At 47.5% G+C, this 22,819-nt stretch carries 24 protein-coding genes and 1 riboswitch; of the genes, 18 read left to right on the top strand and 6 right to left on the bottom strand.

Annotated elements, in window-relative coordinates:
* Positions 1-24 precede the first annotated feature (24 nt).
* The 10 genes from ubiE to hemB are packed head-to-tail and all read left to right on the top strand — an operon-like array spanning position 25 to position 8,544.
* Positions 25-780 carry a bifunctional demethylmenaquinone methyltransferase/2-methoxy-6-polyprenyl-1,4-benzoquinol methylase UbiE gene (gene ubiE, locus CWI76_RS09560; RefSeq protein ID WP_126760120.1) on the top strand — a complete coding sequence of 252 codons (756 nt, stop codon included), beginning with the start codon at positions 25-27 and terminating at the stop codon, positions 778-780.
* On the top strand, positions 780-1,400 hold the full coding sequence (locus CWI76_RS09565) for a ubiquinone biosynthesis accessory factor UbiJ (RefSeq protein ID WP_126760121.1): 621 nt from the start codon (positions 780-782) through the stop codon (positions 1,398-1,400). Before ubiE ends, CWI76_RS09565 begins: the two co-directional genes overlap by 1 nt.
* A gap of 2 nt (positions 1,401-1,402) precedes the next feature.
* The gene (gene ubiB / locus CWI76_RS09570; protein WP_126760122.1) at positions 1,403-3,049 is read left to right on the top strand and encodes a ubiquinone biosynthesis regulatory protein kinase UbiB; all 1,647 of its coding nucleotides are present in this window, start codon (positions 1,403-1,405) and stop codon (positions 3,047-3,049) included.
* Positions 3,050-3,064: 15 nt separating this feature from the next.
* On the top strand, positions 3,065-3,277 hold the full coding sequence (gene tatA / locus CWI76_RS09575) for a Sec-independent protein translocase subunit TatA (RefSeq protein WP_126760123.1): 213 nt from the start codon (positions 3,065-3,067) through the stop codon (positions 3,275-3,277).
* Positions 3,278-3,282: 5 nt separating this feature from the next.
* Entirely contained in the window at positions 3,283-3,630 is a 348-nt protein-coding gene (gene tatB / locus CWI76_RS09580) for a Sec-independent protein translocase protein TatB (RefSeq protein WP_126760124.1), read from the top strand.
* A complete protein-coding gene (gene tatC, locus CWI76_RS09585) occupies positions 3,623-4,360 on the top strand; it encodes a twin-arginine translocase subunit TatC (RefSeq protein ID WP_126760125.1) in 738 nt (245 codons plus the stop codon). Before tatB ends, tatC begins: the two co-directional genes overlap by 8 nt.
* A 3-nt stretch (positions 4,361-4,363) precedes the next feature.
* The gene (locus CWI76_RS09590; RefSeq protein WP_126760126.1) at positions 4,364-4,942 is read left to right on the top strand and encodes a hypothetical protein; all 579 of its coding nucleotides are present in this window, start codon (positions 4,364-4,366) and stop codon (positions 4,940-4,942) included.
* Positions 4,942-5,721: a TatD family hydrolase gene (locus CWI76_RS09595; RefSeq protein WP_126760127.1), complete on the top strand. Its 780-nt coding sequence runs from the start codon at positions 4,942-4,944 to the stop codon at positions 5,719-5,721. Before CWI76_RS09590 ends, CWI76_RS09595 begins: the two co-directional genes overlap by 1 nt.
* A gap of 7 nt (positions 5,722-5,728) precedes the next feature.
* The gene (locus tag CWI76_RS09600; protein ID WP_126760128.1) at positions 5,729-7,528 is read left to right on the top strand and encodes a sensor domain-containing diguanylate cyclase; all 1,800 of its coding nucleotides are present in this window, start codon (positions 5,729-5,731) and stop codon (positions 7,526-7,528) included.
* A gap of 14 nt (positions 7,529-7,542) precedes the next feature.
* The gene (gene hemB / locus CWI76_RS09605; RefSeq protein ID WP_126760129.1) at positions 7,543-8,544 is read left to right on the top strand and encodes a porphobilinogen synthase; all 1,002 of its coding nucleotides are present in this window, start codon (positions 7,543-7,545) and stop codon (positions 8,542-8,544) included.
* Between the two features lies 1 nt (position 8,545).
* Here hemB and CWI76_RS09610 read toward each other — a convergent pair whose 3' ends face one another.
* Both CWI76_RS09610 and rhlB read right to left on the bottom strand, forming a co-directional pair.
* Positions 8,546-9,469: a Ppx/GppA family phosphatase gene (locus CWI76_RS09610; protein WP_126760130.1), complete on the bottom strand. Its 924-nt coding sequence runs from the start codon at positions 9,467-9,469 to the stop codon at positions 8,546-8,548.
* A gap of 3 nt (positions 9,470-9,472) precedes the next feature.
* Positions 9,473-10,744, bottom strand: coding sequence for an ATP-dependent RNA helicase RhlB (rhlB, locus tag CWI76_RS09615; protein WP_126760131.1), 1,272 nt, complete (start codon positions 10,742-10,744; stop codon positions 9,473-9,475).
* 88 nt (positions 10,745-10,832) lie between these two features.
* Between rhlB and trxA the strand changes: the two genes are divergently transcribed.
* Both trxA and rho read left to right on the top strand, forming a co-directional pair.
* Entirely contained in the window at positions 10,833-11,159 is a 327-nt protein-coding gene (gene trxA, locus CWI76_RS09620; RefSeq protein WP_092857136.1) for a thioredoxin TrxA, read from the top strand.
* Positions 11,160-11,402: 243 nt separating this feature from the next.
* Positions 11,403-12,668, top strand: coding sequence for a transcription termination factor Rho (gene rho / locus CWI76_RS09625; RefSeq protein WP_126760132.1), 1,266 nt, complete (start codon positions 11,403-11,405; stop codon positions 12,666-12,668).
* On the opposite strand, the gene CWI76_RS09630 is transcribed toward rho, so the two are convergent.
* Positions 12,665-13,660 carry an endonuclease/exonuclease/phosphatase family protein gene (locus CWI76_RS09630; RefSeq protein ID WP_126760133.1) on the bottom strand — a complete coding sequence of 332 codons (996 nt, stop codon included), beginning with the start codon at positions 13,658-13,660 and terminating at the stop codon, positions 12,665-12,667. The genes rho and CWI76_RS09630 overlap by 4 nt on opposite strands.
* Before the next feature lie 106 nt (positions 13,661-13,766).
* Between CWI76_RS09630 and ubiD the strand changes: the two genes are divergently transcribed.
* From ubiD to CWI76_RS09660, 6 genes are all read left to right on the top strand, one after another.
* Positions 13,767-15,233 carry a 4-hydroxy-3-polyprenylbenzoate decarboxylase gene (ubiD, locus tag CWI76_RS09635; protein WP_126760134.1) on the top strand — a complete coding sequence of 489 codons (1,467 nt, stop codon included), beginning with the start codon at positions 13,767-13,769 and terminating at the stop codon, positions 15,231-15,233.
* 15 nt (positions 15,234-15,248) lie between these two features.
* Positions 15,249-15,947, top strand: coding sequence for an NAD(P)H-flavin reductase (fre, locus tag CWI76_RS09640; RefSeq protein WP_126760135.1), 699 nt, complete (start codon positions 15,249-15,251; stop codon positions 15,945-15,947).
* Positions 15,948-15,970: 23 nt separating this feature from the next.
* Positions 15,971-16,090: riboswitch (TPP riboswitch) on the top strand.
* 57 nt (positions 16,091-16,147) lie between these two features.
* Complete coding sequence (locus CWI76_RS09645) at positions 16,148-18,220, top strand: TonB-dependent receptor (RefSeq protein ID WP_126760136.1); 2,073 nt, start codon at positions 16,148-16,150, stop codon at positions 18,218-18,220.
* A gap of 14 nt (positions 18,221-18,234) precedes the next feature.
* The gene (gene pnuC / locus CWI76_RS09650; RefSeq protein WP_241968007.1) at positions 18,235-18,801 is read left to right on the top strand and encodes a nicotinamide riboside transporter PnuC; all 567 of its coding nucleotides are present in this window, start codon (positions 18,235-18,237) and stop codon (positions 18,799-18,801) included.
* 23 nt (positions 18,802-18,824) lie between these two features.
* Positions 18,825-19,565 (top strand): phosphotransferase, encoded by a 741-nt coding sequence (locus CWI76_RS09655; protein WP_157980828.1) that lies wholly within the window; start codon positions 18,825-18,827, stop codon positions 19,563-19,565.
* Positions 19,566-19,588: 23 nt separating this feature from the next.
* A complete protein-coding gene (locus CWI76_RS09660) occupies positions 19,589-20,914 on the top strand; it encodes an MFS transporter (protein ID WP_126760139.1) in 1,326 nt (441 codons plus the stop codon).
* Between the two features lie 47 nt (positions 20,915-20,961).
* On the opposite strand, the gene CWI76_RS09665 is transcribed toward CWI76_RS09660, so the two are convergent.
* The 3 genes from CWI76_RS09665 to trhO all read right to left on the bottom strand — a co-directional run bounded on the left by CWI76_RS09665 (position 20,962) and on the right by trhO (position 22,767).
* On the bottom strand, positions 20,962-21,159 hold the full coding sequence (locus CWI76_RS09665) for a DUF3185 family protein (protein WP_092857114.1): 198 nt from the start codon (positions 21,157-21,159) through the stop codon (positions 20,962-20,964).
* Positions 21,160-21,282: 123 nt separating this feature from the next.
* Entirely contained in the window at positions 21,283-21,756 is a 474-nt protein-coding gene (locus CWI76_RS09670; RefSeq protein WP_126760140.1) for a Dps family protein, read from the bottom strand.
* An 81-nt stretch (positions 21,757-21,837) separates the two neighbouring features.
* Entirely contained in the window at positions 21,838-22,767 is a 930-nt protein-coding gene (gene trhO, locus CWI76_RS09675; RefSeq protein WP_126760141.1) for an oxygen-dependent tRNA uridine(34) hydroxylase TrhO, read from the bottom strand.
* Positions 22,768-22,819 lie beyond the last annotated feature (52 nt).

Consider the following 22,819-nt stretch of genomic DNA (forward strand, 5'->3'; position numbering starts at 1 on the left):
GCAGATGATGAAAAAGGTTTAAACATGAAAGAATCGAATCAAGACACGATCGACTTTGGATACAAACAAGTCGCGAAAACCGAGAAGCAAAACTTAGTCGCTAACGTGTTTAATTCCGTGGCGCAAAAATACGATGTCATGAACGATCTGATGTCGTTTGGCATTCATCGTTTGTGGAAGCGTTACACCATTGATTGCAGTGGTGTGCGAACTGGCATGAAGGTGCTCGATATTGCTGGTGGCACCGGTGATCTCACCGCACAGTTTTCACGCCGCGTGGGCCCAACTGGCGAGGTCGTCTTAGCGGATATTAATGATGCGATGTTAGAAGTTGGGCGCGATAAACTTCGCAACCGCGGTATTGTTGGCAATGTACGTTATGTGCAGGCAAACGCTGAAGAGTTGCCGTTTGCAGATGATAGTTTCGACATTATTACCATCGCATTTGGTTTGCGCAACGTGACTGACAAACAGAAAGCCCTGGAATCTATGTTCCGCGTATTGAAGCCAGGCGGGCGATTATTGGTGCTTGAATTTTCGAAGCCAATACAACCCTTGCTCAATCAAGCTTACGATTTTTATTCGTTTAACGTGTTGCCGAAAATGGGCCAACTCGTCGCTGGTGACGCAGACAGTTATCAATATCTCGCCGAATCGATACGCATGCACCCCGACCAGGAAACGCTGAAAGGGATGATGGAAAAAGCCGGTTACGATCAGGTCACCTATGACAATTTGACCGGTGGTATTGTGGCGCTGCACCGCGGGTTTAAATTCTGATGTTGTGGACGGTCTTTCCTACCGGTGCGGCGGAAGCTTTTGCGAATCACTTATTAAGTTTAGATACGCAATCGTCAGAGCGGCTGCGCAAACTAACCGACAAACGTGTTCGTGTAACGTTGCATGAGTTGGGTAAGCCATTCACCATCACCGCGTTAGCCGAAGGCGTTGTATTAAGTTGGGTGGATTCCGACGCGGTTGATTGCCATATTATGACCCGCCTAGCGGTACTGCCCGAATTACGCGATACCGCCAATATCACCCGTTTGATTAAAGCTGATGCCCTCGATATTGATGGTGACCCCATGTTGGCACAGCAATTCAGCAAATTGTTTGTCGAGCTTGATATTGATTGGCAGGAGCAATTAGCGCAGCGTTTGGGCGATGTTCCTGCACACTTTGTTAGCCAAGCCTTTTTGCGCGGCAGAAAATGGCTACAGCAAGCTTTGGCTGACCAACAAGCCTGGGTGCGCGATGTTCTAGTTGAAGAGAAGCGTGTGCTGGTAAGCGCCGACGAATTTGAAGAGTTCAAACTAAACCTGCAGCAAGTACGGGCAAAACTCGATCGTCTCGAACGTGATTTTAGAACCAACTTTCCGTTAAGTGATAAAGGAAACTAATCGTGAGCCAGCGCATTAGCCGAGCCTATAAAATTGCGAAAACCTTCCTCACCTATGGTTTGGATGAGATTATTCCTGCGCGCTGGTTACCTTGGAGTTTACGCATTGGCCGCTATGGGCTGTTTTGGATGCCCAATAAGCATAAACAAAAATCGGCAGGAGCGCGGTTACGGCTTGCACTTGAGTCACTCGGACCGGTCTGGGTTAAGTTTGGTCAGATGCTCTCCACGCGTCGCGATTTATTGCCGCCGGATATAGCCAACGAGCTGGCGAAGCTACAAGACAAAGTACGCGCTTTCCCCGGTGAACAAGCGCAGCAGCTCATCGAAAAAGCGCTGGGTTTGCAGCACATTAATGACGCCTTCGATGACTTTTCGGTACAACCATTAGCCTCGGCGTCGATTGCTCAAGTTCACACGGCGCGCTTAAAGCATGGTGATGATGCTGGCGCTGATGTTGTAATAAAGGTGATTCGTCCTGACATACGCGCAGATATTGATGCTGATTTGCGATTAATGGAGACCTTGGCTGGCGTTCTGGCTCGCCATTTACCAGATGGCCGTCGGCTTAAGCCAAAGGAAGTTGTTAAGGAATACCGTAAAACACTACTAGACGAGTTGGATTTGCTTCGCGAAGCCGGCAACGCTATTCAGCTCAAGCGCAACTTTGAGAATTCGCCGCTGCTATACATACCAACGGTTTATAGCGATTACAGTCGACACAACGTGATGGTGATGGAGCGCATTGATGGTATTCCTGTAAGCGATGTCGATACCTTGATGGCCATGGGCGTGAATATGAAAATTCTTGCCGAACGCGGTGTCGAAGTGTTTTTCACGCAGGTGTTTCGCGACAGTTTCTTCCATGCTGATATGCATCCTGGCAATATTTTCGTGTCGCGCGATAACCCAGATAACCCAAGCTATTTAGGCATTGATTTTGGCATAGTCGGTACGCTTAACCGTGAAGACAAGCGCTATTTAGCCGAAAACTTTTTGGCATTCTTTAATCGTGATTACCGCAAAGTAGCCGAGTTGCATGTGGATTCAGGTTGGGTGCCGGCACATATCAATGTGGAAGAATTTGAGTCAGCGATTCGAACGGTGTGTGAGCCGATATTTAATAAGCCATTGGCAGAAATTTCTTTTGGCCATGTGCTGGTGAATTTATTTAATACAGCGCGCCGCTTTGAAATGGAAGTGCAACCGCAGTTAGTGCTATTGCAGAAAACGCTGTTATACGTTGAAGGCTTAGGTCGTACGCTTTACCCTCAACTGGATTTATGGCAAACCGCGAAGCCATTTTTAGAAAAATGGATGAAGGAACAATTAGGTTGGCGTGCGGTTGTGCGTTCATTACAAGAAAACGCACCGTTTTGGGCAGAAAAACTGCCAGAAATGCCAACCTTGCTTTATGATTATCTGAAAAGCCAACGGCCGCAGGCACTTGCGCAACAGCAATTGTTGGCACAAATGCGCGAAGCGCAGCAGCGGCAGAGCAGGCAGATTGGCTGGGCCGCGGTAACCTGTGGTTTGATTATAAGTACCACAATTTTATATGTAACTGAGCAACCACTATGGCTGGTTGCATCTACTGCAGCAGTCGCTGTGCTTTGCGGTGCAGTGCTGTGGCGTCGAAAAAATTCATAGAAAACGAGGCATGACATGGGTGGAGTAAGTCTTTGGCAATTACTGATTATTTTAGTGATTGTGGTGCTGTTGTTCGGTACCAAACGGTTACGCAACATAGGTTCGGATTTGGGCTCTGCAGTGAAAGGGTTCAAGAAATCTGTCAGCGATGAACCGGCGGACAACGACGCAGAAAAGAAACAGCTGGATCAAAAACAGCAAGCCGCTGACCAAGACAAAGATAAGTAATTCACATGTTTGATATCGGCTTTTGGGAACTCATCGTGATTGCCATTCTGGGCTTGATCGTGTTGGGCCCGGAACGCTTGCCGGGCGCGTTGCGTGCTTTGCAACGCACCGTGCGCCGCGTTCGAGAGTTCTCAAGTAATGTGCAGAATGAGCTTAAACATGAGCTTCGCATCAAAGAACTGCATGAACATTTACAGCAAGCCGAACAGCTGGATATGGATAAGTTGCCGCCGGAGCTGCAACGCTCGGTCGCTGAGTTAAAAGCAGCGGCACAGCAAGTGCAACGGCCTTACGCAGCGAAGCAAGATGATGCGCCAGTAACCAAGAAAGATGACAGCGACAAGCATGAGTAGTCAATCGCCGTTACTTGATCATTTATTGGAACTGCGCAATCGACTGTTGCGTAGTGTTGTTGTCGTTGGTCTCGTTTTTGCCGTAGCGGCGGTTTTTGCCGACGAGTTATATCACCTATTGGCGGCGCCAATGTTGGCGAGCCTGCCACAAGGTGCCAGCATGATAGCCACCGATGTGGCGACCCCGTTTTTTACTCCATTTAAACTGGCTTTTGTGGTGTCAATTGCAATTGCCGTGCCTTATTTGTTGTGGCAATTATGGGCATTTATCGCGCCAGGGCTATATCGCAAAGAAAAACGTCTCGTTGTGCCGTTACTCGCAAGCAGTACACTACTGTTTTATGCTGGCGCGGCCTTCGCCTATTTTGTGGTGCTACCGTTGGCACTTAATTTCTTTGCCTCAGCAGCCCCTGCCGGCGTGACGGTTGCCACCGATATCGCTAGTTATCTCGATTTTGTACTGACCATCTTCATGGCATTTGGTATTGCTTTTGAGACCCCGGTAGCCATTATCTTGTTGTGTTGGACCGGAGTTACCAATGTCACTTCATTGCGTAAAAAGCGCCCATATATTATTGTCGGTGCTTTCGTAGTGGGCATGTTACTCACGCCACCCGACGTTATTTCACAAACCTTGTTAGCAATACCAATGTGGTTATTGTTTGAACTTGGATTAGTGATTGCGGGTCTATATTCAACCGAATCAAAAACCGAACAACATCAGGATTAAATTATGACCAAGCAGTTTGTGTTTCTTTCAGTTGCTGCCATGTCCGTATTATGGGTGGTTTCCAGCCCAGCTCAAGCGCAGTCATTGGAGCAGCAGTTAGCACAATGTACAACAATTAAAAATCCGCTAAAACGGCTCGTATGCTTTGATGACGTTGCGGCAGGGAACCTCACTTCTGACGCCGCCGCAGCCGCTGATACAGCGAGTCCAGTCGCAGGCACGCCAGCGAATGCACGGGCGCAAGAGCGCGTTCAAGAGCGAGCCAACAATACGGGGCGCGCTCAACAGAACGAAACTGAACAAAGTAAGCGCGACCGCTTTGGTTTTGAGCATTTACCCGATGAAAAAGATGCTGCAGAGCCAGACCGAATGACGATTCGCATTGCCAGTCATTCGCGTAACAAAGTCGGTGTATTGACCATCGAAACTACTGATGGCCAAGTGTGGGAGCAAATCAGTGCTGAGCGGTTCATCATCAAAGAGAACGAACCGTATTATCTCGAGCGCGGTTTATTTGGTAGTTACTTCTTCCTCGGTCGCGACGATAGCCCCCGCCGTACGCGTGTTAAACGTATTAAATAATGCGTTGGTTTGATAGCGGCGTAAATTTAACGAACGGTAAACTTTTCCGTGACGTTGATGCAGTGCTCGAACGCGCTGCCGCCGCTGGTGTTGAGAAATTACTCGTTATCGGCACCAATCTGCAGGAAAGTGCTGACGCAGTCGCTTTGTGTAACCGCTATCCTGACCGATTAGTCGCAACCGTGGGGATTCACCCTCATGACGCGGCAGACGCTGCGCCTGATTTTGTTGCCCAACTTAAAGACCTCGCCAAACACCCCAGTGTCGTCGCAATAGGCGAGTGTGGACTCGACTTTAATCGCAATTACTCACCGCAAGCAACGCAACTTAAAGTATTTGAAGCGCAATTAGCTCTCGCTGCGGAACTGCAATTGCCGGTGTATTTGCACGAACGAGATGCGCACCAACAACAATGCGACTTGTTAGCGCGATACCAGAGAAATATTCCGCGAATGTTGGCACATTGTTTTACTGGCGGTAAAAAAGAGCTTGCACGTTACCTCGATCTTGGTTGTTATATAGGCATTACAGGTTGGCTGTGCGATGAACGTCGAGGGCTTGAATTACAGCAAGCGGTACTAGATATTCCGGCAGATCGTCTGCTATTGGAGACTGATGCGCCGTTTCTAGTGCCGCGCACAATTCGCCCTCGGCCAGCGCAAAATGAGCCTTGTTTTTTACCTGAAATAGGTAAGTTTTTGGCGCAGTTGAGACAACAGGAAGTCAGAGAAATAGCTGCCCAAACTTGGCAAAACAGCCTTCGTTTTTTTATAAAATAGGGAAGCTATGACATACAAAACTTTCCAGCAGTGGATGATTCTACTGGTGGTGTTGTGTTTTGGGGGCGCGCTGTCTGAGGCTCGAGCAGAGCCGGCGAAACCACTTATTTACTATCAGCAAGAGAGCGAGAATACTTCGCTACAGCAACTGATAGATTCTCCCCTGCAAAACTGGCAAACCATACCTGAGAACGAAGCCGTATCGTTTGGATATACGCCGGAAGCCTATTGGTTTCGGGTGCAAGTTGATGAAAATGAAGCCGATCGAATGCTTTACTTGGGGTATCCACTACTCGATAGCATTGATGTTTATTTTGTAAAATCGGGTGAAGTTCTAAAGCAGTTGCATATGGGCGACCAGTTGCCGTTTAACGAGCGCCCGGTGCACAACAAAAACTTTGTTGTGCCGGTACCCACTCACAATGCGCATGATATTTACATTCGCGTAAGAACCGAGAGCTCGTTGCGATTCCCACTAGAAATTTGGGAGCCGCTAGAGTTTATGGAAGCGAATCAATACCAAGTAGCGGCGACAGGGCTATATTTTGGTTTACTGCTATGCATGGCAATTTATAACCTATTTAATTTTTTAGTCACCCGCGATATTAGCTTCTTAAATTACTCGGCTTATACACTTTCTATCGGCTTGTTAATGGCTGGTCTGGACGGTGTCGGTTACCAATATTTATGGCCGAATTGGATTTGGTTGCAAGACCGCATCGTAACCATGATTGGTAGCATTATGATTATGTTTGCAACGCTGGTGACCATGGGGGTTTTGCAAACTAAAGTTCACAGCGCAACCATCCATCGCTGGCTACGCCGATTCATGATGGTGTACGCTACGACGTTTGTATTGAGTATCTTTTTGCCGTACGCATTACTGATCCCATTCGTTCTTATATTGGCGGTAGTAGGGTGCGGATTCCTTTTAGGTAGCGGTATTGTTCTATGGCGGCGTGGACTTATTTATGCGCGTATTTATACGCTGGCGCTAAGTGCGTTGCTTGCCGCTATTTGCGTGAACGCGCTCGGTTATTTGGGGTTATTTGAATCAGTATTTGTGCAACGTTACGCGATTATGGCCGCTTCAGCCTTTGAGGTGCTGTTGTTGTCTTGGGCGTTAGCAATTCGATTTAATGATGGCCGTAAAGAACAACTCGCCTTGAAAGAACAAATGAACCATCAACTTGAAGATATGGTGTCAGAGCGCACTGAAGAGCTCGAGCGCGTTATGGTACGTTTGCAAAAGGCGAATCAAGAGCTAGAGCAGCGCAGTAACGAAGATGGCTTAACGGGGCTTTATAATCGTCGTTTCTTAAACCAAGAATTCAAACGAGAATTCCGTCGATGTCGTCGTAATGGGACGAGCTTGACTTTAGCGATGCTCGATATTGATCATTTTAAAGCGCTCAACGATAGTTACGGTCACCTGCTCGGCGACCAGATCTTGATTGATTTAGCGAATCTACTTAAGCGCAATTTACGTCGCGCTAGCGACACGCTATATCGTTATGGTGGCGAAGAATTTACCTTGCTGTTGCCAGATACGGATGAAGTTGGTGCTCGCGATTTAGCGGTGAAGCTTGCACAACTAGTTCGTGAACATCCATTTGATACCGATCATGGGCCGATGCATATTACGGTCAGCATTGGTGTTGCGGTTGCTGCGGCGGGCGTCTATGATCAGCCGACACAATTGTTAGCAGCGGCGGACGAGGCTCTGTACCGCGCGAAAGCTGCCGGGCGCGATCAAATTCGTGTCATCGCGGAACGAGAGCGTTCTGTGTCTACCTCAACTGAATAAGCGAAGGACAATTTATGCAGCATGTCAGTCAATTTCCGTTCCGTCGTATGCGTCGCTTGCGTCGTCATGATTTTAGTCGGCGCATGGTAGCTGAGAATCAGCTCAGCCCAGCCGATTTTATTTATCCCGTTTTCGTGCTGCCAGGTGAGCAACAACGCGAAAAGGTTGCTTCGATGCCAGGCGTGGAACGTTTGTCGATTGATTTGTTAGTTGCCGAGTGCAAAGAGATCGCCGCGTTAGGCATTCCCGCTGTAGCACTGTTTCCCGTAACGCCAGCCGAAGATAAGTCCTTAACTGCCGACGCCGCTTGGGATGATAATGGCCTCGCACAGAGAGCGGTACGCGCGATTAAAGCTGAAGTACCTGAACTTGGCGTAATCACTGACGTTGCACTTGATCCGTTCACGACGCACGGACAGGACGGCATCATTGACGATCAAGGTTATGTCCAAAATGATATTACGACTGAAGCACTAGTGCGCCAGGCATTGTCGCATGCGCGAGCAGGCGCCGATGTTGTTGCACCATCAGATATGATGGACGGTCGCATTGGTGCGATTAGAGAAGCACTCGAAGAGCACGGCTTTATCAACGTGCAAATTATGGCCTATTCCGCCAAATATGCTTCGGCATTCTATGGGCCGTTCCGTGATGCAGTTGGTTCCGCTGGTAATTTGAAAGGTGGCGACAAGAAAACTTATCAAATGGACCCGGCAAACACTGATGAGGCGTTGCATGAAGTTGCGTTGGATATCGACGAAGGTGCTGACATGGTCATGGTGAAGCCAGGCATGCCGTACCTTGATATTGTGCGCCGTGTGAAAGATACGTTTAAGGTACCGACGTTTGCGTATCAAGTAAGCGGTGAATACGCCATGATGCAGGCGGCGATTGCCAATGGATGGTTAAATGAAGCGGTGATTATGGAATCATTGTTAGGCTTTAAGCGTGCTGGAGCCGACGGTATTTTGACGTACTTTGCGAAGTATGCGGCACAGCAACTTCAGCAAAAATAACTTATTGCGGCATCGAGTGGGTCAGCATATCAATGAGCAGACCCTCTCGCAGTGCCCCCTCAGCAATTTCAATGCGCTGAATGTCGAGCTGCTCAACCAGAGCAATCAAAATACATAACCCACCGACAAAGACTGCTTGACGATCACGTCGAATGCCTAACTTGCCTAACTTACTCACGTGACCCATAGCACAAGTTTTGCTTAGGATGTCACGAAGCCAATCTTTGCACATGGGCAGTTGCTGGCCTCGCTCATTCATGTCGTAAAGCGCACGAAACGTTCCAGAAGCGCCGCTAACGTGTTGCCAACCGGCTTGCTTGAAACGGGTTGCGTATGGCGCAATAAGCTCGCTAGCGGCCGCTATGGCACGCTGACATGCATGTTCGGTAATTGTTTGATCCGGAAAGAACTGGTTCTGCCACGTCACACAACCCATATCGAGGCTGACCAAATGCGCTGGATTAACGCCTTGGCCAACAATGATTTCGGTACTGGCACCGCCAATATCTAGCACTAACACAGCTTTGTTTGAATGCAGCAAGTGCTGGGTTGCGCCTTGGTAAATTAATCGTGCCTCTGCTTCACCAGAAATAACCTCAATATCGTGTCCCAATGCGAGCTTAAACTGTTCAAGCATGACAGCACTATTGCTAGCTTTGCGCAGTGTCGCGGTGGCGACACAACGAATGCGCTCACTGGAAATATCTTTGAGTAGATTAGCAAAACCGCGTAAACAGTCGATGCCGCGAGAGATTGCGGCATCGTCAACGATGAGATGTTTGTCGAAGCCATCAGCAAGTCGAACCTTCTGACGGTATCGACCTAAAATACGATAGTGACCATCACGCTTCACCGTGGCAATAATTAAATGAAAACTATTGGAGCCTAAATCAATGGCGGCGAAGCGTGCGTCCTGCGTCATCATGCGTTACCGAGCTGGTTTGCGACCGCCACTTCGTCGTTGTTGGTTGCCACCACTACTGCGGCGCCCCCCACGCGGACGACGATGATTTGAGCGCGGCGTTTTCAAGTCAGTTAGCAATGCCGTTGGGTCGTATTTGGTCACTGGAATACTATGACCAATATATTCTTCAATGGCAGGAAGATTATAGACATACTCTTCGCAAGCTAAATTGATGGCTTTTCCACTTGCGCCAGCGCGGCCGGTACGACCTATCCGGTGCACGTAATCTTCAAAATCATCGGGTAAGTCGTAGTTGTAAACGTGACTCACTTCGGGAATATGAAGCCCGCGCGCCGCAACGTCGGTGGCGACTAAAAAGTCGAGTTCACCATCAGTGAATTGCTCAAGAATTTTGAGTCGTTTACGTTGCGGAACATCACCGGTCAATAGGCCAACACGGTGACCATCAGCTTCTAACCAATTGTAGACTTTCTCGCAGGTGTGCTTGGTATTTGCGAAAATAATGGCTTTATCCGGCCAATCTTCTTCAATTAGCGTCAGCAATAATTTAATTTTGTCTTGTTTCGACGGATAAAACAGTTCTTCGCTAATACGCTCACCTGTTTTACGCAAGGGCTCGATTTCCACTTTCGTTGGCGAATCCATGTGCTCATAGGCAAGTTCTTGCACGCGTTGCGATAAGGTTGCCGAAAACAGCAAACTTTGGCGCTGACCCGGTGGTGGCATTTTGTTGAACATGTAGCGAATATCTTTAATGAAACCAAGATCGAACATGCGATCGGCTTCATCAAGAACCACGGTTTGAATTTTATCGAGTTGATAAATACCTTGCTTGTAGTAATCGATCAGGCGGCCAGTGGTACCTATCAGGATATCAACGCCGTCTTCGAGCTGTTGCCGTTGAGAATCGTAACCTTCGCCCCCATACACAATGCCAAGACGCATATCACAATGCTTTGCAAGTAGTTCAGCATCATTGGCAATCTGAATAGCTAGCTCACGCGTTGGCGCCATAATAATGGCACGCGGATAACGTTTCTCACCGTCACGAGGGTTGTTAAGCAACGTTGTAAAGGTTGCAATTAAAAACGCCATCGTTTTACCAGTTCCGGTTTGGGCCTGGCCAGCAACGTCTTTTCCGATTAATGCAATCGGTAAGCTCAATGCTTGTATCGGTGTACAATATTCAAATCCAGCACTTTCCAGTGCGGACAATACCTGCGGATGCAGGTCGAGATCGGCGAAGCGTGTCTCTGTTAAGTGTGTTTTACTCATGGCGTAAGCATATCAGTTTGCGCTAACATTCAAAAACAGAAATAATAGTGTTTTATTATTTCACGCGAATTCAGCAGCGGAGATTATCATGAGTGACAAAATTGTTCAGCTAAGTGATGAAAGTTTTGAGAGCGATGTTCTTAATTCTGACAAGCCAGTATTAGTAGACTTCTGGGCCGAGTGGTGTGGTCCATGCAAAATGATCGCGCCAATCTTGGACGACATTGCCAACGAATACGGCGACCGCATCACTGTTGGTAAACTGAACGTTGACCACAACAACCAAACCCCACCGAAGTACAACATTCGCGGTATTCCTACCTTATTGTTGTTCAAGAACGGTGAAGTTGCAGGTACGAAAGTAGGTGCATTGTCGAAAGCACAACTGGCTGAGTTCATTGAACAAAACCTGTAATTGCTAGACAGATTCAGCGGGTTGTTGAAGATGATCTTCAGCAACCTTTGCTGAGCTTTTGCACAAAATGAGCTGAAAAACTGGACGTTTTTCCATTTAAGTGTTACTTTTCCATGCATAACAATTCTTCAGGGTGCCAGCCTTCCGGCAGCCGAGCAGTCAAATCCCGAACTGATTTAACAAAACTGGTTTAACTATAAACGTACAACTATTTCCATTGGCCAAAAAAGTCATAACCCCCCTATGAATCTAACAGAATTAAAAAACAAACCTGTGAACGAGCTAGTTCAGCTCGCAGACACAATGGGCCTCGAGTCCATGGCGCGTATGCGCAAGCAAGACATTATCTTTGCCATTTTAAAAGCGCATGCGAAAAGTGGTGAAGACATCTACGGTGATGGTGTGCTGGAAATATTGCAAGATGGCTTCGGCTTTTTGCGCTCAGCCGACTCATCTTATTTGGCCGGCCCAGATGATATTTATGTATCGCCAAGCCAGATTCGACGCTTTAACCTGCGTACCGGCGATACCGTATCAGGAAAGATTCGACCGCCGAAGGAAGGTGAACGTTATTTTGCCCTCCTGAAGATCCGCGAAGTTAACTTCGATAAGCCTGAAAACTCCCGCAATAAAATTTTATTCGAAAACTTAACCCCATTGCATGCCGACGAGCGTATGCGTATGGAGCGTGGTAATGGGTCAACCGAAGACATTACTGCGCGCGTTCTCGACTTGGCCTCACCAATTGGTAAAGGTCAGCGTGGCTTGATTGTTGCACCACCAAAAGCTGGTAAAACATTGTTACTACAGAATATTGCGCAATCGATTGCCGCAAACCATCCTGAGTGTGTGTTGATGGTTCTTCTGATTGACGAACGTCCGGAAGAAGTGACTGAGATGCATCGCTTGGTAAAAGGTGAAGTTGTTGCTTCAACCTTCGATGAGCCAGCAAGCCGTCACGTGCAAGTTGCCGAAATGGTGATTGAAAAAGCCAAGCGTTTGGTTGAACACAAGAAAGATGTGGTTATATTGCTGGACTCGATTACTCGATTAGCACGCGCCTACAACACCGTTATTCCAAGCTCAGGCAAGGTATTAACCGGTGGTGTTGACGCGAATGCGCTACATAAACCGAAGCGCTTCTTTGGTGCTGCTCGTAATGTGGAAGAAGGCGGTAGTTTAACTATTATCGCAACTGCCTTGATTGATACGGGCTCGAAAATGGATGAAGTGATTTACGAAGAGTTTAAGGGTACCGGTAACATGGAACTCCACTTGAACCGTAAGATTGCTGAGAAACGCGTATTCCCAGCTATTGACTTCAACCGTTCGGGCACCCGTCGCGAAGAGCTACTTACTTCGCAAGAAGAACTACAAAAAATGTGGATTTTACGGAAAATCGTTCACCCAATGGGCGAAACCGAAGCAATGGAATTCCTCATTGATAAACTGCAAATGACCAAAACCAATGATGAGTTCTTTGAAGCGATGAAACGCCAAAAGAGCTAATTGGTAGCGTTGCTTTTTAACGCTAACTCGGTCAGCAATGCAAAATGGTCTGAGCCAAACGGTGGAAGCCGTTTGAGCTCAACCAGTAAAAAGTGCTCACTGTGAAATATATGGTCGAGTGGCCAGCGCATAATGGGTATTTGTGCATGAAAGGTGTTGTAAATACCACGCCCCATGCGCGGATCAAGTAATTGACTTTCTTCTAAAAAGGCACGGGTTGATTTTGACCATGCCACGTCATTTAAATCCCCAGTAACAATCACCGGACCAGATTCCTGACGAGCCTGTTTTGCAACCAGCATGAGTTCGTTATCACGTTGCTTTGATTTTTCATTTTCAGTCGGGCTTGGTGGCGCTGGGTGGACGCAGTGCATGCGCACGACACGGGTCGGGAGCTGCAAATCAAAATGCATTGATGGAACGCCTTCTTGGATCAAATCGGTGACTTCGATGTTGGTCATGGGCCATTTCGAATAAACCATCATGCCGTATAAGTTATTTTGCGGCTTGCGGATAACATGCGGCAAGTCATCTTCAATATCGCTGAACTGCTGTTCCCACCATTCGTCTGTTTCCACTGCAACGATAATATCAGGTCGGTTGTCATTAATGATTTGCGTCAGTTCGACACCGCGGCGGTTTGGCTCTAATACATTCACGGTTAATAGTCGAATATGTTCGTCAACATGTGGCTCATCGCGCTTGCGCTTGTAGCGTTTGACGGTGCGTGCGGCAAACGGCGTGTAGGGGAAGATCCACCAGAACTGCCAGCCACCGCATAACAATTGAATCGCCACTAGCAACCATGTGGTGAGCTGATTAGCGGGTAAAAAAACCGCGCTCGCAATCAGGAGTAGTAACGCCACGGCACTTTGTTGCAAGCGTGGGAAATCCCAAATGCGCACCCACCAAATTGTCTTGTTCAATAGTGGTAATAGGCTGGTAAGTGCAAGTAAACCAGTCACCAGTGTGATGATCCAAAAAGCCAGCATTACGATATCCCTATGAGTTCGTCGAGTCAGCGCTGAAAACTATAACAAAAACATTTATACTGCGCCCTGACTTATTGGTAAATCATTAACCACAGCGAGAGCCTAAGTGAAATATCAAGACCTACGCGATTTCATGGCGTTGTTAGAGAAGCGCGGTGAGTTAAAGCGCATACAGCATGAAATTGATCCCTATCTTGAGATGACCGAGATTGCCGACCGCACGTTGAAGGCGGGTGGTCCTGCATTGTTATTTGAGAACGTGAAAGGTCATGACATTCCGGTGCTGGCCAATTTGTTTGGTACCCCGGAGCGTGTTGCTTTGGGCATGGGTCAAGAATCAGTCGAGGCGCTGCGTGATGTTGGTAAATTACTCGCATTTTTGAAGGAACCCGAGCCGCCGAAGGGCTTTCGTGACGCGATTAATATGTTGCCGATGTACAAGAAAGTACTCAGCATGTCGCCGAAGCAGTTAAAAAAGGCTCCATGTCAGTCAGTCGTGATCTCGGGCGACGATGTTGATCTAACTCAGTTACCCATTCAACATTGCTGGCCAGGTGATGTAGCACCACTTATTACCTGGGGATTAACGGTAACTCGTGGGCCACATAAAGAGCGGCAAAATTTAGGTATTTACCGCCAGCAGTTGCTCGGTAAAAACAAGGTCATCATGCGCTGGTTGTCGCACCGTGGTGGCGCACTTGATTTTCAAGAATGGAAGCGCGCACATCCGGGCGAGAACTTTCCCGTTGCTGTTGCTCTTGGAGCTGATCCGGCGACGATTTTGGGTGCTGTTACGCCAGTGCCCGATAGCTTGTCCGAATACGCCTTTGCTGGGTTGTTACGTGATGGGAAAACCGAAGTAGCGAAGTGCATTAGTAATGATTTACAGGTGCCAGCGCACGCAGAAATAATTCTCGAAGGTTATATTGCGCCTGATGAGATGGCGCCGGAAGGACCTTATGGCGATCACACCGGCTATTACAATGAAGTGGATGAGTTCCCAGTATTTACGGTGACTCATGTCACTATGCGTGAAAAACCAATTTATCATAGTACCTATACCGGCCGGCCCCCCGATGAACCAGCGGTACTAGGCGTTGCGCTGAATGAAGTGTTTGTGCCATTACTACAAAAGCAATTTCCAGAAATCGTCGATTTTTATTTGCCACCTGAAGGCTGTTCGTATCGCGTTGCCGTAGTAACGATGAAGAAACAATATGCTGGTCACGCCAAACGCGTGATGATGGGCGTGTGGAGTTTCTTACGGCAGTTCATGTATACCAAATTTGTGATTGTTTGCGATGACGATGTGAACGCGCGTGACTGGAAAGACGTCATTTGGGCTATGACAACACGGATGGATCCAGCGCGCGATACTGTTTTGGTCGAAAATACACCAATTGATTATCTTGATTTCGCATCACCGGTATCCGGTCTTGGCTCTAAAATGGGCATGGATGCAACAAATAAATGGCCGGGGGAGACGGATCGCGAATGGGGCGTTCCTATTGTTATGGATGCTGAAGTGAAGCAACGTGTTGATGCGTTGTGGGACGAATTGGATATTCTCTAAGGAAATAAAGCTGTTATGAAACAATTCGTGTGTCGTGTAGCGACCATAGAAAATTTGACGCCAAATGTTTATCGCATTGTTTTAGCGTTGCCGGAATCGATTGAGTTCCAAGCAGGGCAATACATTCAAGTGGTGATGGGTGAACGTGACAAACGGCCGTTCTCGATTGCATCATGCCCTTCGAAAACCTCAGAGCTGGAACTCCATATAGGCGCTACGTCGGATAATCCGTATGCGATGGAAGTACTACAAAAGATGCGTGATACGGGTGAAATCACGATTGAAGCGCCGCTTGGCGAGGCATGGCTTCGAAGCGATAGTGAACGACCGATCATTTTAATTGCTGGTGGCACCGGCTTTTCTTATACCTGGTCGATTCTACAAGCGCATTTGCGAAGTGCTTCCAAGCGTCCCGTGACGTTATACTGGGGCGGACGCAAGCCGGAAGATCTGTATCTGGATAAGCAGTTACAAGAGCTTTCTGCACATCACGAAAATATGCACTATCGCCCAGTCGTTGAACAGGCGCCTGAATCGTGGCATGGCGCTCAAGGATTGGTTCACCACGCAGTGATGGCTGAACAGACTGACCTCAACGAAGCGGATATTTATGTAGCTGGACGCTTCGAAATGGTTCGAGTGATTCGTGATGCATTCCATGCTCAAGGATTACCGCTGTCGCAACTTTATGGCGATGCGCTGGCGTTTATCTAACCAGTTCTGTTATACTCGCCGCGCAATTTACCAAGGGGTGCCTTGCTGACACAGGTTTGTGCAGTTTGGCTGAGATGCAGTATTGCGAACCCTTTGCACCTGATCCGGTTAATACTGGCGTAGGGATGGTAGCAATCAAACTCCATTATAAAACCTGCCCGACCGGATTGTTTCTGAATAAGTTATTGAGGAAATAATCCATGTTATCACCTGCTTTATTATTCGTTGCAGCAATTGCTGGCGAAGACCCGATTGAACGTATTGCTGTTCAAGGTCACTATCGTTCGCTATATGTCAATGAGGCGCCGACAAGTGTGTCAGTACTCACTTCAGATGCTATGGGACAACGCCATGGCACGCATATGGAAGATGTACTCAACGTTATCCCGAATCTAAATTTCTCCAGCGGGAGTTCGCGTGCGCGTTTTTTGCAGATACGCGGTATTGGCGAACGTAGTCAGTTTGTTGATCCAATTAATCCGTCCGTTGGGATACTCATTGACGGTATCAATTACAGCGGTTTAGGACAGGCGGCGCAGCTTTTCGACATTAGCCAAGTAGAAGTCTATCGCGGACCGCAAAGTGGTCGCTTTGGTGCTGATGGCATGGCTGGCATGTTAGTGCTTGAGAGTACCGCAGCGCGCGCTGAGTTTGATGGTTTTTGGCAAATCGGCGCCGCGAATTATGGCGCTGTTGAGGGCGGCGTTGCTGTCGGTGGTGAGCTAGGCGCTCTTGGCCGTGCTCGGTTGAGTGTATATCAACAAGCTGATGATGGCTTTACTGAAAACACTTATCTGCAACGCGACGATACTCAGTCGCGCTCAGAGCGCATCGCACGTTTCAATGTGTGGACTGATCTTGCTGACCATTGGCAATTACGATCAACTGCGCACCTGTATCGCCAAGATAATGGCTATGACGCATTTTCACTCGATAATACGCGACAAACCTTGTCAGACGAGCCTGGTGAAGACGATGCGACCATGAAGGCCGCACGTTTAGCATTAACATATAGTGGCGCGGAGACACATGAAACCGTGTTTAGTTATAGTGTATTAAGCACTGATACGCTTTACAGCTATGACGAAGATTGGAGCTATGTCGGTATTGCTCCGGGTTGGGAGTATTCATCGACTGATGCATACTGGCGTGAACGTCTTGATCATACGTTAGAAGCTCGTTGGCTTAGTACCCAGCCGATTAATGTTATGGGACTAGCAACCGATTGGGTTGTCGGTTGGTATCACCTGAGTCGCGACGAATCCTTGCGCCGCGAGTTCATGAACTGGGATACCTATGCCGATGATACGTTTAATAGTGACTATGAAAGCAAGCGCCATGCACTTTACGGCGAAGTCACGCAATACGTGAGCGATCGATGGCAGTTGACCACCGGATTACGCCTCGAGCGATATCGTAACGCCTATGACGATTCCAATTCTGTGGCAGTAACACCTCGAGACACCATGCTCGGTGGACGCGTCAGCTTAAGTTATAACCCTGCTGTTGGGCGGATGATGTATTTAACTTGGTCTCGTGGCTACAAAACCGGTGGTGTCAACGCAGAAGCGCTAGGCAAAGCCACTGATAATCCCGAACTTGAAGCGTTTTTGCTGCAGCGCTCGAGCTTTGCCCCGGAGTATTTAACCAGCCTAGAAGCCGGTTACAAGTTCATTAATGCCGATGATACGTTATCGCTTAATGTGGCTTTGTTTGCACAAAATCGTGATGATGTGCAGCTGAAAAGCTGGATAAACCGCGCGCAAACGTTTATTGGTTACATTGAAAATGCGGCCGGTGGAAAAGTACATGGTCTTGAAGCTGAACTCAATTTAGAGCTCACACCACAGCTGTGGTGGTTTGCGAACGTTGGCTTACTCGAAACAGAGATTGAAGGCTTTATTACCGAAGACGGCATTGATATGGAAGGTCGCGAGCAAGCGCAGGCACCGGGTTATCAGGTGAATACCGGTATCAAGTGGCAAGTGACCGAAAACTTGAGTGCCACGGTGCAAGTCGATAGCAAAGACAGTTTCTATTTTTCTGACTCGCACAACAGCCAAAGCGAGTCGTACAATTTGTTGCATGCCAGTTTAAAGTGGCAACTTGATGCGTGGCGTATTACGTTGTGGGGACGTAATTTAACAGATGAAGATTATGCCACACGTGGATTCTTCTTCGGCAACGACCCGCGAGATGAATATCAACCTACGACTTATGTCCAGTGGGGCGAACCACGTCGCATTGGTATAACATTTAATTACGCAATGTAATTGGGAGCGAGTGTTTGGAAAATATCGCCATTGCCTTTGCGTTGCTGTATTTGTGGTTAGCCGCACGCCAATCTGTTTGGTGTTGGTTAGCTGGGGCAATTAGTTGCGCAATTTATACCTATTTAATGTTTCAAGTGCAGCTCTATATGGAGTCGGGGCTGCAAGCCATCTACGTGGCGCTTTCAGCCTATGGTTGGTGGCAATGGCGATTTGGTGTGGCGCAAGCACCGGCGCAAGATGTTGCTGACTATTCTTGGTGGTGGCATGTGCGAGCCATTGTTGCGCTGGCGTTTGTTGCAAGCGGGTGCGCTTGGTTACTTGAACTTTACACCGATGCCGATCAAGTTTGGCTGGACAGTTTCACCACTGTCTACAGCCTGTTTGCAACTTGGTTGCTCACCCGCAAGCTATTTTCTAATTGGTTATATTGGCTTGTTATTGATAGTGTGTATATTTATCTCTATGCAATTAAAGGGTTTGAGAAAACCAGCGGACTTTTTGCGATCTACATATTATTGATATTATATGCCATGTGGAATTGGCGCCGGAGTCAAAAGGAATTATGCAACAACACTGGTTAACAAATTTACCGATACACGGAGTGATGAAAACCGAACCGTTGTTGCGGGGCGTCGCCAATGACGTATACAAAATCACGTCGACGAGTGGCGTATATGTACTTAAGCATTTCCGCTTCGACCATCCTTATGGCCTCGACCGCGACCAAGAAGTCGCGGTGCAACAGATACTGTTTAATCATGGTTTAGCCCCAGAAGTGCTGCATTATGATGCAGTTCAAGGTCTCATGCTCCAAGCTTTTATTGAAACGCCTGATCTGTCTCACGATAGCAAATCGATGGGAACAAAAATTCAACGGCTTGGTGAAATCAGTGCACACATTCATCGTTTACCTGTGGATGTCCCAGTTTGGTCTTTACGTAGCCGTGTGCAACGTTACTGCGATAACTTAGCTCAGTATGAACCCGAACGCGCAAGACAGTTTCAGAAGCGACTACAGCAGCAACGAAAGTTATTAGATAGCTTTGGCAACAATCCCGTTTTTTGCCACAACGATTTAGCCTTTCATCACGTTTTTCTCAGTCAACCACCGCAAGTGATTGATTGGGAATATTCGGGCTTGGGTGAACGTTACTTTGATTTGGCCAATTGTATTCAAGTAAATCAACTCGAGCGTTCTGAGCAACGGGCCTTTATCAACGCCTATGAAGGTGCCTCCGGAGAACGCGTTGATAGTCAGCACTTACAGAACTGGCTTGAGCTTTCTCAAACCATCAGTCAACTTTGGTACGAACTACACCACCACCTCCAACATCATCATCTTTAAACTTGCGCGCACGAGGAGAGCCTATGTCGAAGCTTACTGATCGTATGTACGGATTATTAGCTGAGGATGAAGATGCTCGTGTTTGCAAAGATATTCCGGAAAGTGCTTGTAACGATCAACCCCAAGCCTTTATGGCGCATTTATGGTCATTGACGCTAACTAAATTAGGCGACTCATTAGTTAGCGCTCGTTTAGTATTACCGTGGATGCTGACCGCACTGGGGGCACCAAGTGTGTTTATTAGTGCGCTTGTACCGCTGCGAGAGTCGTTGGCATTATTACCACAGTTATTCATTGCGCAACAAATGCGCCAAACACCAGTTCGAAAGTGGTTTTGGGTCGCTGGTAGTGTCGGACAAGCGCTGTCGCTGCTTGGCATGGTGGCTGCTATTGTGTTTACTGAAGGCACGTTTTTAGGTTGGGCCGTGGTGACGTTGCTGGCGCTCTTTAGTTTATCTCGCGGTGTGTGCTCGGTTGCGATAAAAGACGTGCAAGGCAAAACCATTTCGAAAACTCGGCGTGGCCGACTTTCTGGGCTTGCTGCATCAGTGGCAGGGTTTCTGTCGTTGGCGACAGCATTAGTCATTATTTTTGCACCACAGTTTACCAATGTTGGTGACGAGGGCGATGCTTGGTTATTCATTTTGCTCCTGACGTTTGCAGCGCTTTTGTGGCTGGTTGCCGCCGCTGTGTACGCGAGTGTGCCGGAAGTTCCTGGTGCCACTGAAGGCGGCGGCAATGCCCTCATTGAAGCTCTTAAATCGATACGCTTGTTGTGGCAAGACAAAAACTTTGGCCAGTTTGTTCTTACTCGAGCCTTGCTCGTGGCTTCTGCATTTGCGATTCCATACATCGTGGTGATGATTCAGCGCAGTGGCGAGGGTAGCCTAACGAGTTTGGGCGGACTTATGTTGGCAAGCGGTTTAGCCGGAATGTTGGCAGGACGGTTTTGGGGTAAATGGTCAGATAGCGCAAGTCATCATGTGATGGCGGCGGCAGCGGCTATGGCAACGCTAGTGATGGCAATAGCCTTAGCATTGTATGTATTAAGCCCCGAGTTGTTGGCCCAGCAATGGTTAGCGGGACTGCTTATTTTTAGTGCCGCAGTGTCACATCACGGCGCGCGCGTAGGACGGAAGACGTATTTGGTGGATATGGCAACGCAAGAAACACGTGCGCAATATACAGCCGTTTCCAATACGGTGCTCGGTATGGTCTTATTGCTCGGTATTTTACTCGGTGTCTTAGAAAGTTTTGCGGGTGTCGAAGCGGTGATTGGCTTATTAATTATCTTGGGTGTTGTTGCGTCGCTTCGTGCGCTCAGTTTACCAAACGTCCAACAGGATTAAGAAAAAAAAGCGAGCCAGCAAGGCTCGCTTTCGTTTAAAGCTTGCTTTTACTTGCCGCGAATGACGCCATATAAACCGACAATCACAGCAACAGCGCCACCAATTAAGTACCACATTGCTTCGTCAGTTGTTTCGCCAGTAAGCGCTTGTGTCGCTTCAGAGGCAACTGAGTTATACGCTTCCCAACCAAAATACAGCAAAATAACACCTACCACTAACAGAACGATTCCAATGACTTTGTTCATCGAATTTTTCCTTTTTATTTTCATGGATTAAGGTACTACCGATTCAGCATAGCAAAAATAATAGAATTTGCGAAAGGGATAAAAAAACCGCGCTAATTTGCGCGGTCTTTCATGAGGTAGGAATTAGCCTAAATAAGAGGTTAACATCCAAGACGTTTTCTCTTGTTCTTTGATGTAATCGCTCATTAATGACGCGGTACCTTCGTCGCTCGCTTCGCCGGCAATTTCAAGAATCTCGCGTTGCAGGCGAATAATGACACGATAGCTATCAAGAATTTCACGTACACAGGCCTTCCCGTCGTGAATATCTTTCGCCTCTTGAATTTCGCTTGCTTTGATATAAGTCGAATAAGCATGTAACGGGCGCTGACCTAACGTGAGAATGCGCTCAGCAACTTCGTCAACCTTTAAAAGTAAGTCATTGTAGGTTTCTTCAAACTTCGCATGAAGTTCGAAAAACTCCTTACCTTTAATGTTCCAGTGAAAACCACGAACATTCATATACATTACTTGATAGTTGGCTAACAACTGATTCAAACGTTCCGCAAGCTGCTCGGCATGATGGTGGTCAATACCAATCACATTCAACTGTTGCATGTTTAACTCCTTGTTTGGATTTAATTTATAACTTTTATCTATGGACGAGTATAGACTATTTCAAGTTATAGGTAGCAACGATTAAACTCGATTAAGCTCATCGACTTTGCCATCACGAATGTGTTGTTCGCCTCGTTTCTTGGCCAATTGAATTTGTTTTTCACGTTCCGCAAACCGTTGTTTTTGCTCAGGTGTTGTCTTGTCATGGCAGTGCGGACAGCTCACACCTTTTACATAGTGCTCTGACTGTTTTTCTTCGTCAGTAATTGGCATCCGACACGCATAACATTGATCGTAATCACCTTGTTGCAAGCCGTGGCGAACAGTCACGCGTTGATCAAACACAAAACAATCACCTTGCCAGGTGGTGTCTTCTTCCGGTACTTCTTCTAGGTACTTTAGAATGCCGCCTTTAAGGTGATAAACCTCATCAAAGCCGATAGATTTCAAATAAGCTGTTGATTTCTCGCAGCGAATACCGCCGGTACAAAACATCGCAACTTTTTTGTGCTTTTCCGGATCGAGATGATCTTTCACGTACTGTGGAAATTCACGGAAAGAGTCGGTTTTTGGGTTAATTGCGCCCTCGAACGTACCTACTGCATATTCGTAGTCATTGCGTGTGTCAATTAACAGAACCTCAGGATCACGAATCAAATCGTTCCAGTCACTTGGTTCAACATAGGTGCCCACCACGTTCTTCGGGTCAACCCAATCAATGCCCATGGTAACGATTTCTTTTTTCAGTTTTACTTTGGTGCGGTAAAACGCCTGCTTATCGCTTGGTGATTCTTTATGCTCAATATCAGCAAAGGCTTCTTGGCTACGAATAAAGGCTAACACATTGTCGACACCTTCGCGGGTACCACAAATAGTGCCGTTAATTCCTTCTCGTGCTAACAACAACGTACCTTTCACTTCGTTTTTGAGCATGCAGTTATAAAGAGGCTCACGAAAGGCTTCAAAATCATTAAATTCCACAAACTTGTAGAGTGCGGCGCAAATATACATCTGTTATTTCCTTCTTTGGCGATTCGGAACGTAAATCCGAGGTCAAAATTTG

It is taken from the genome of Pseudidiomarina marina, from assembly GCF_003987045.1.
GTDB classification, from domain to species: Bacteria; Pseudomonadota; Gammaproteobacteria; order Enterobacterales; family Alteromonadaceae; genus Pseudidiomarina; species Pseudidiomarina marina.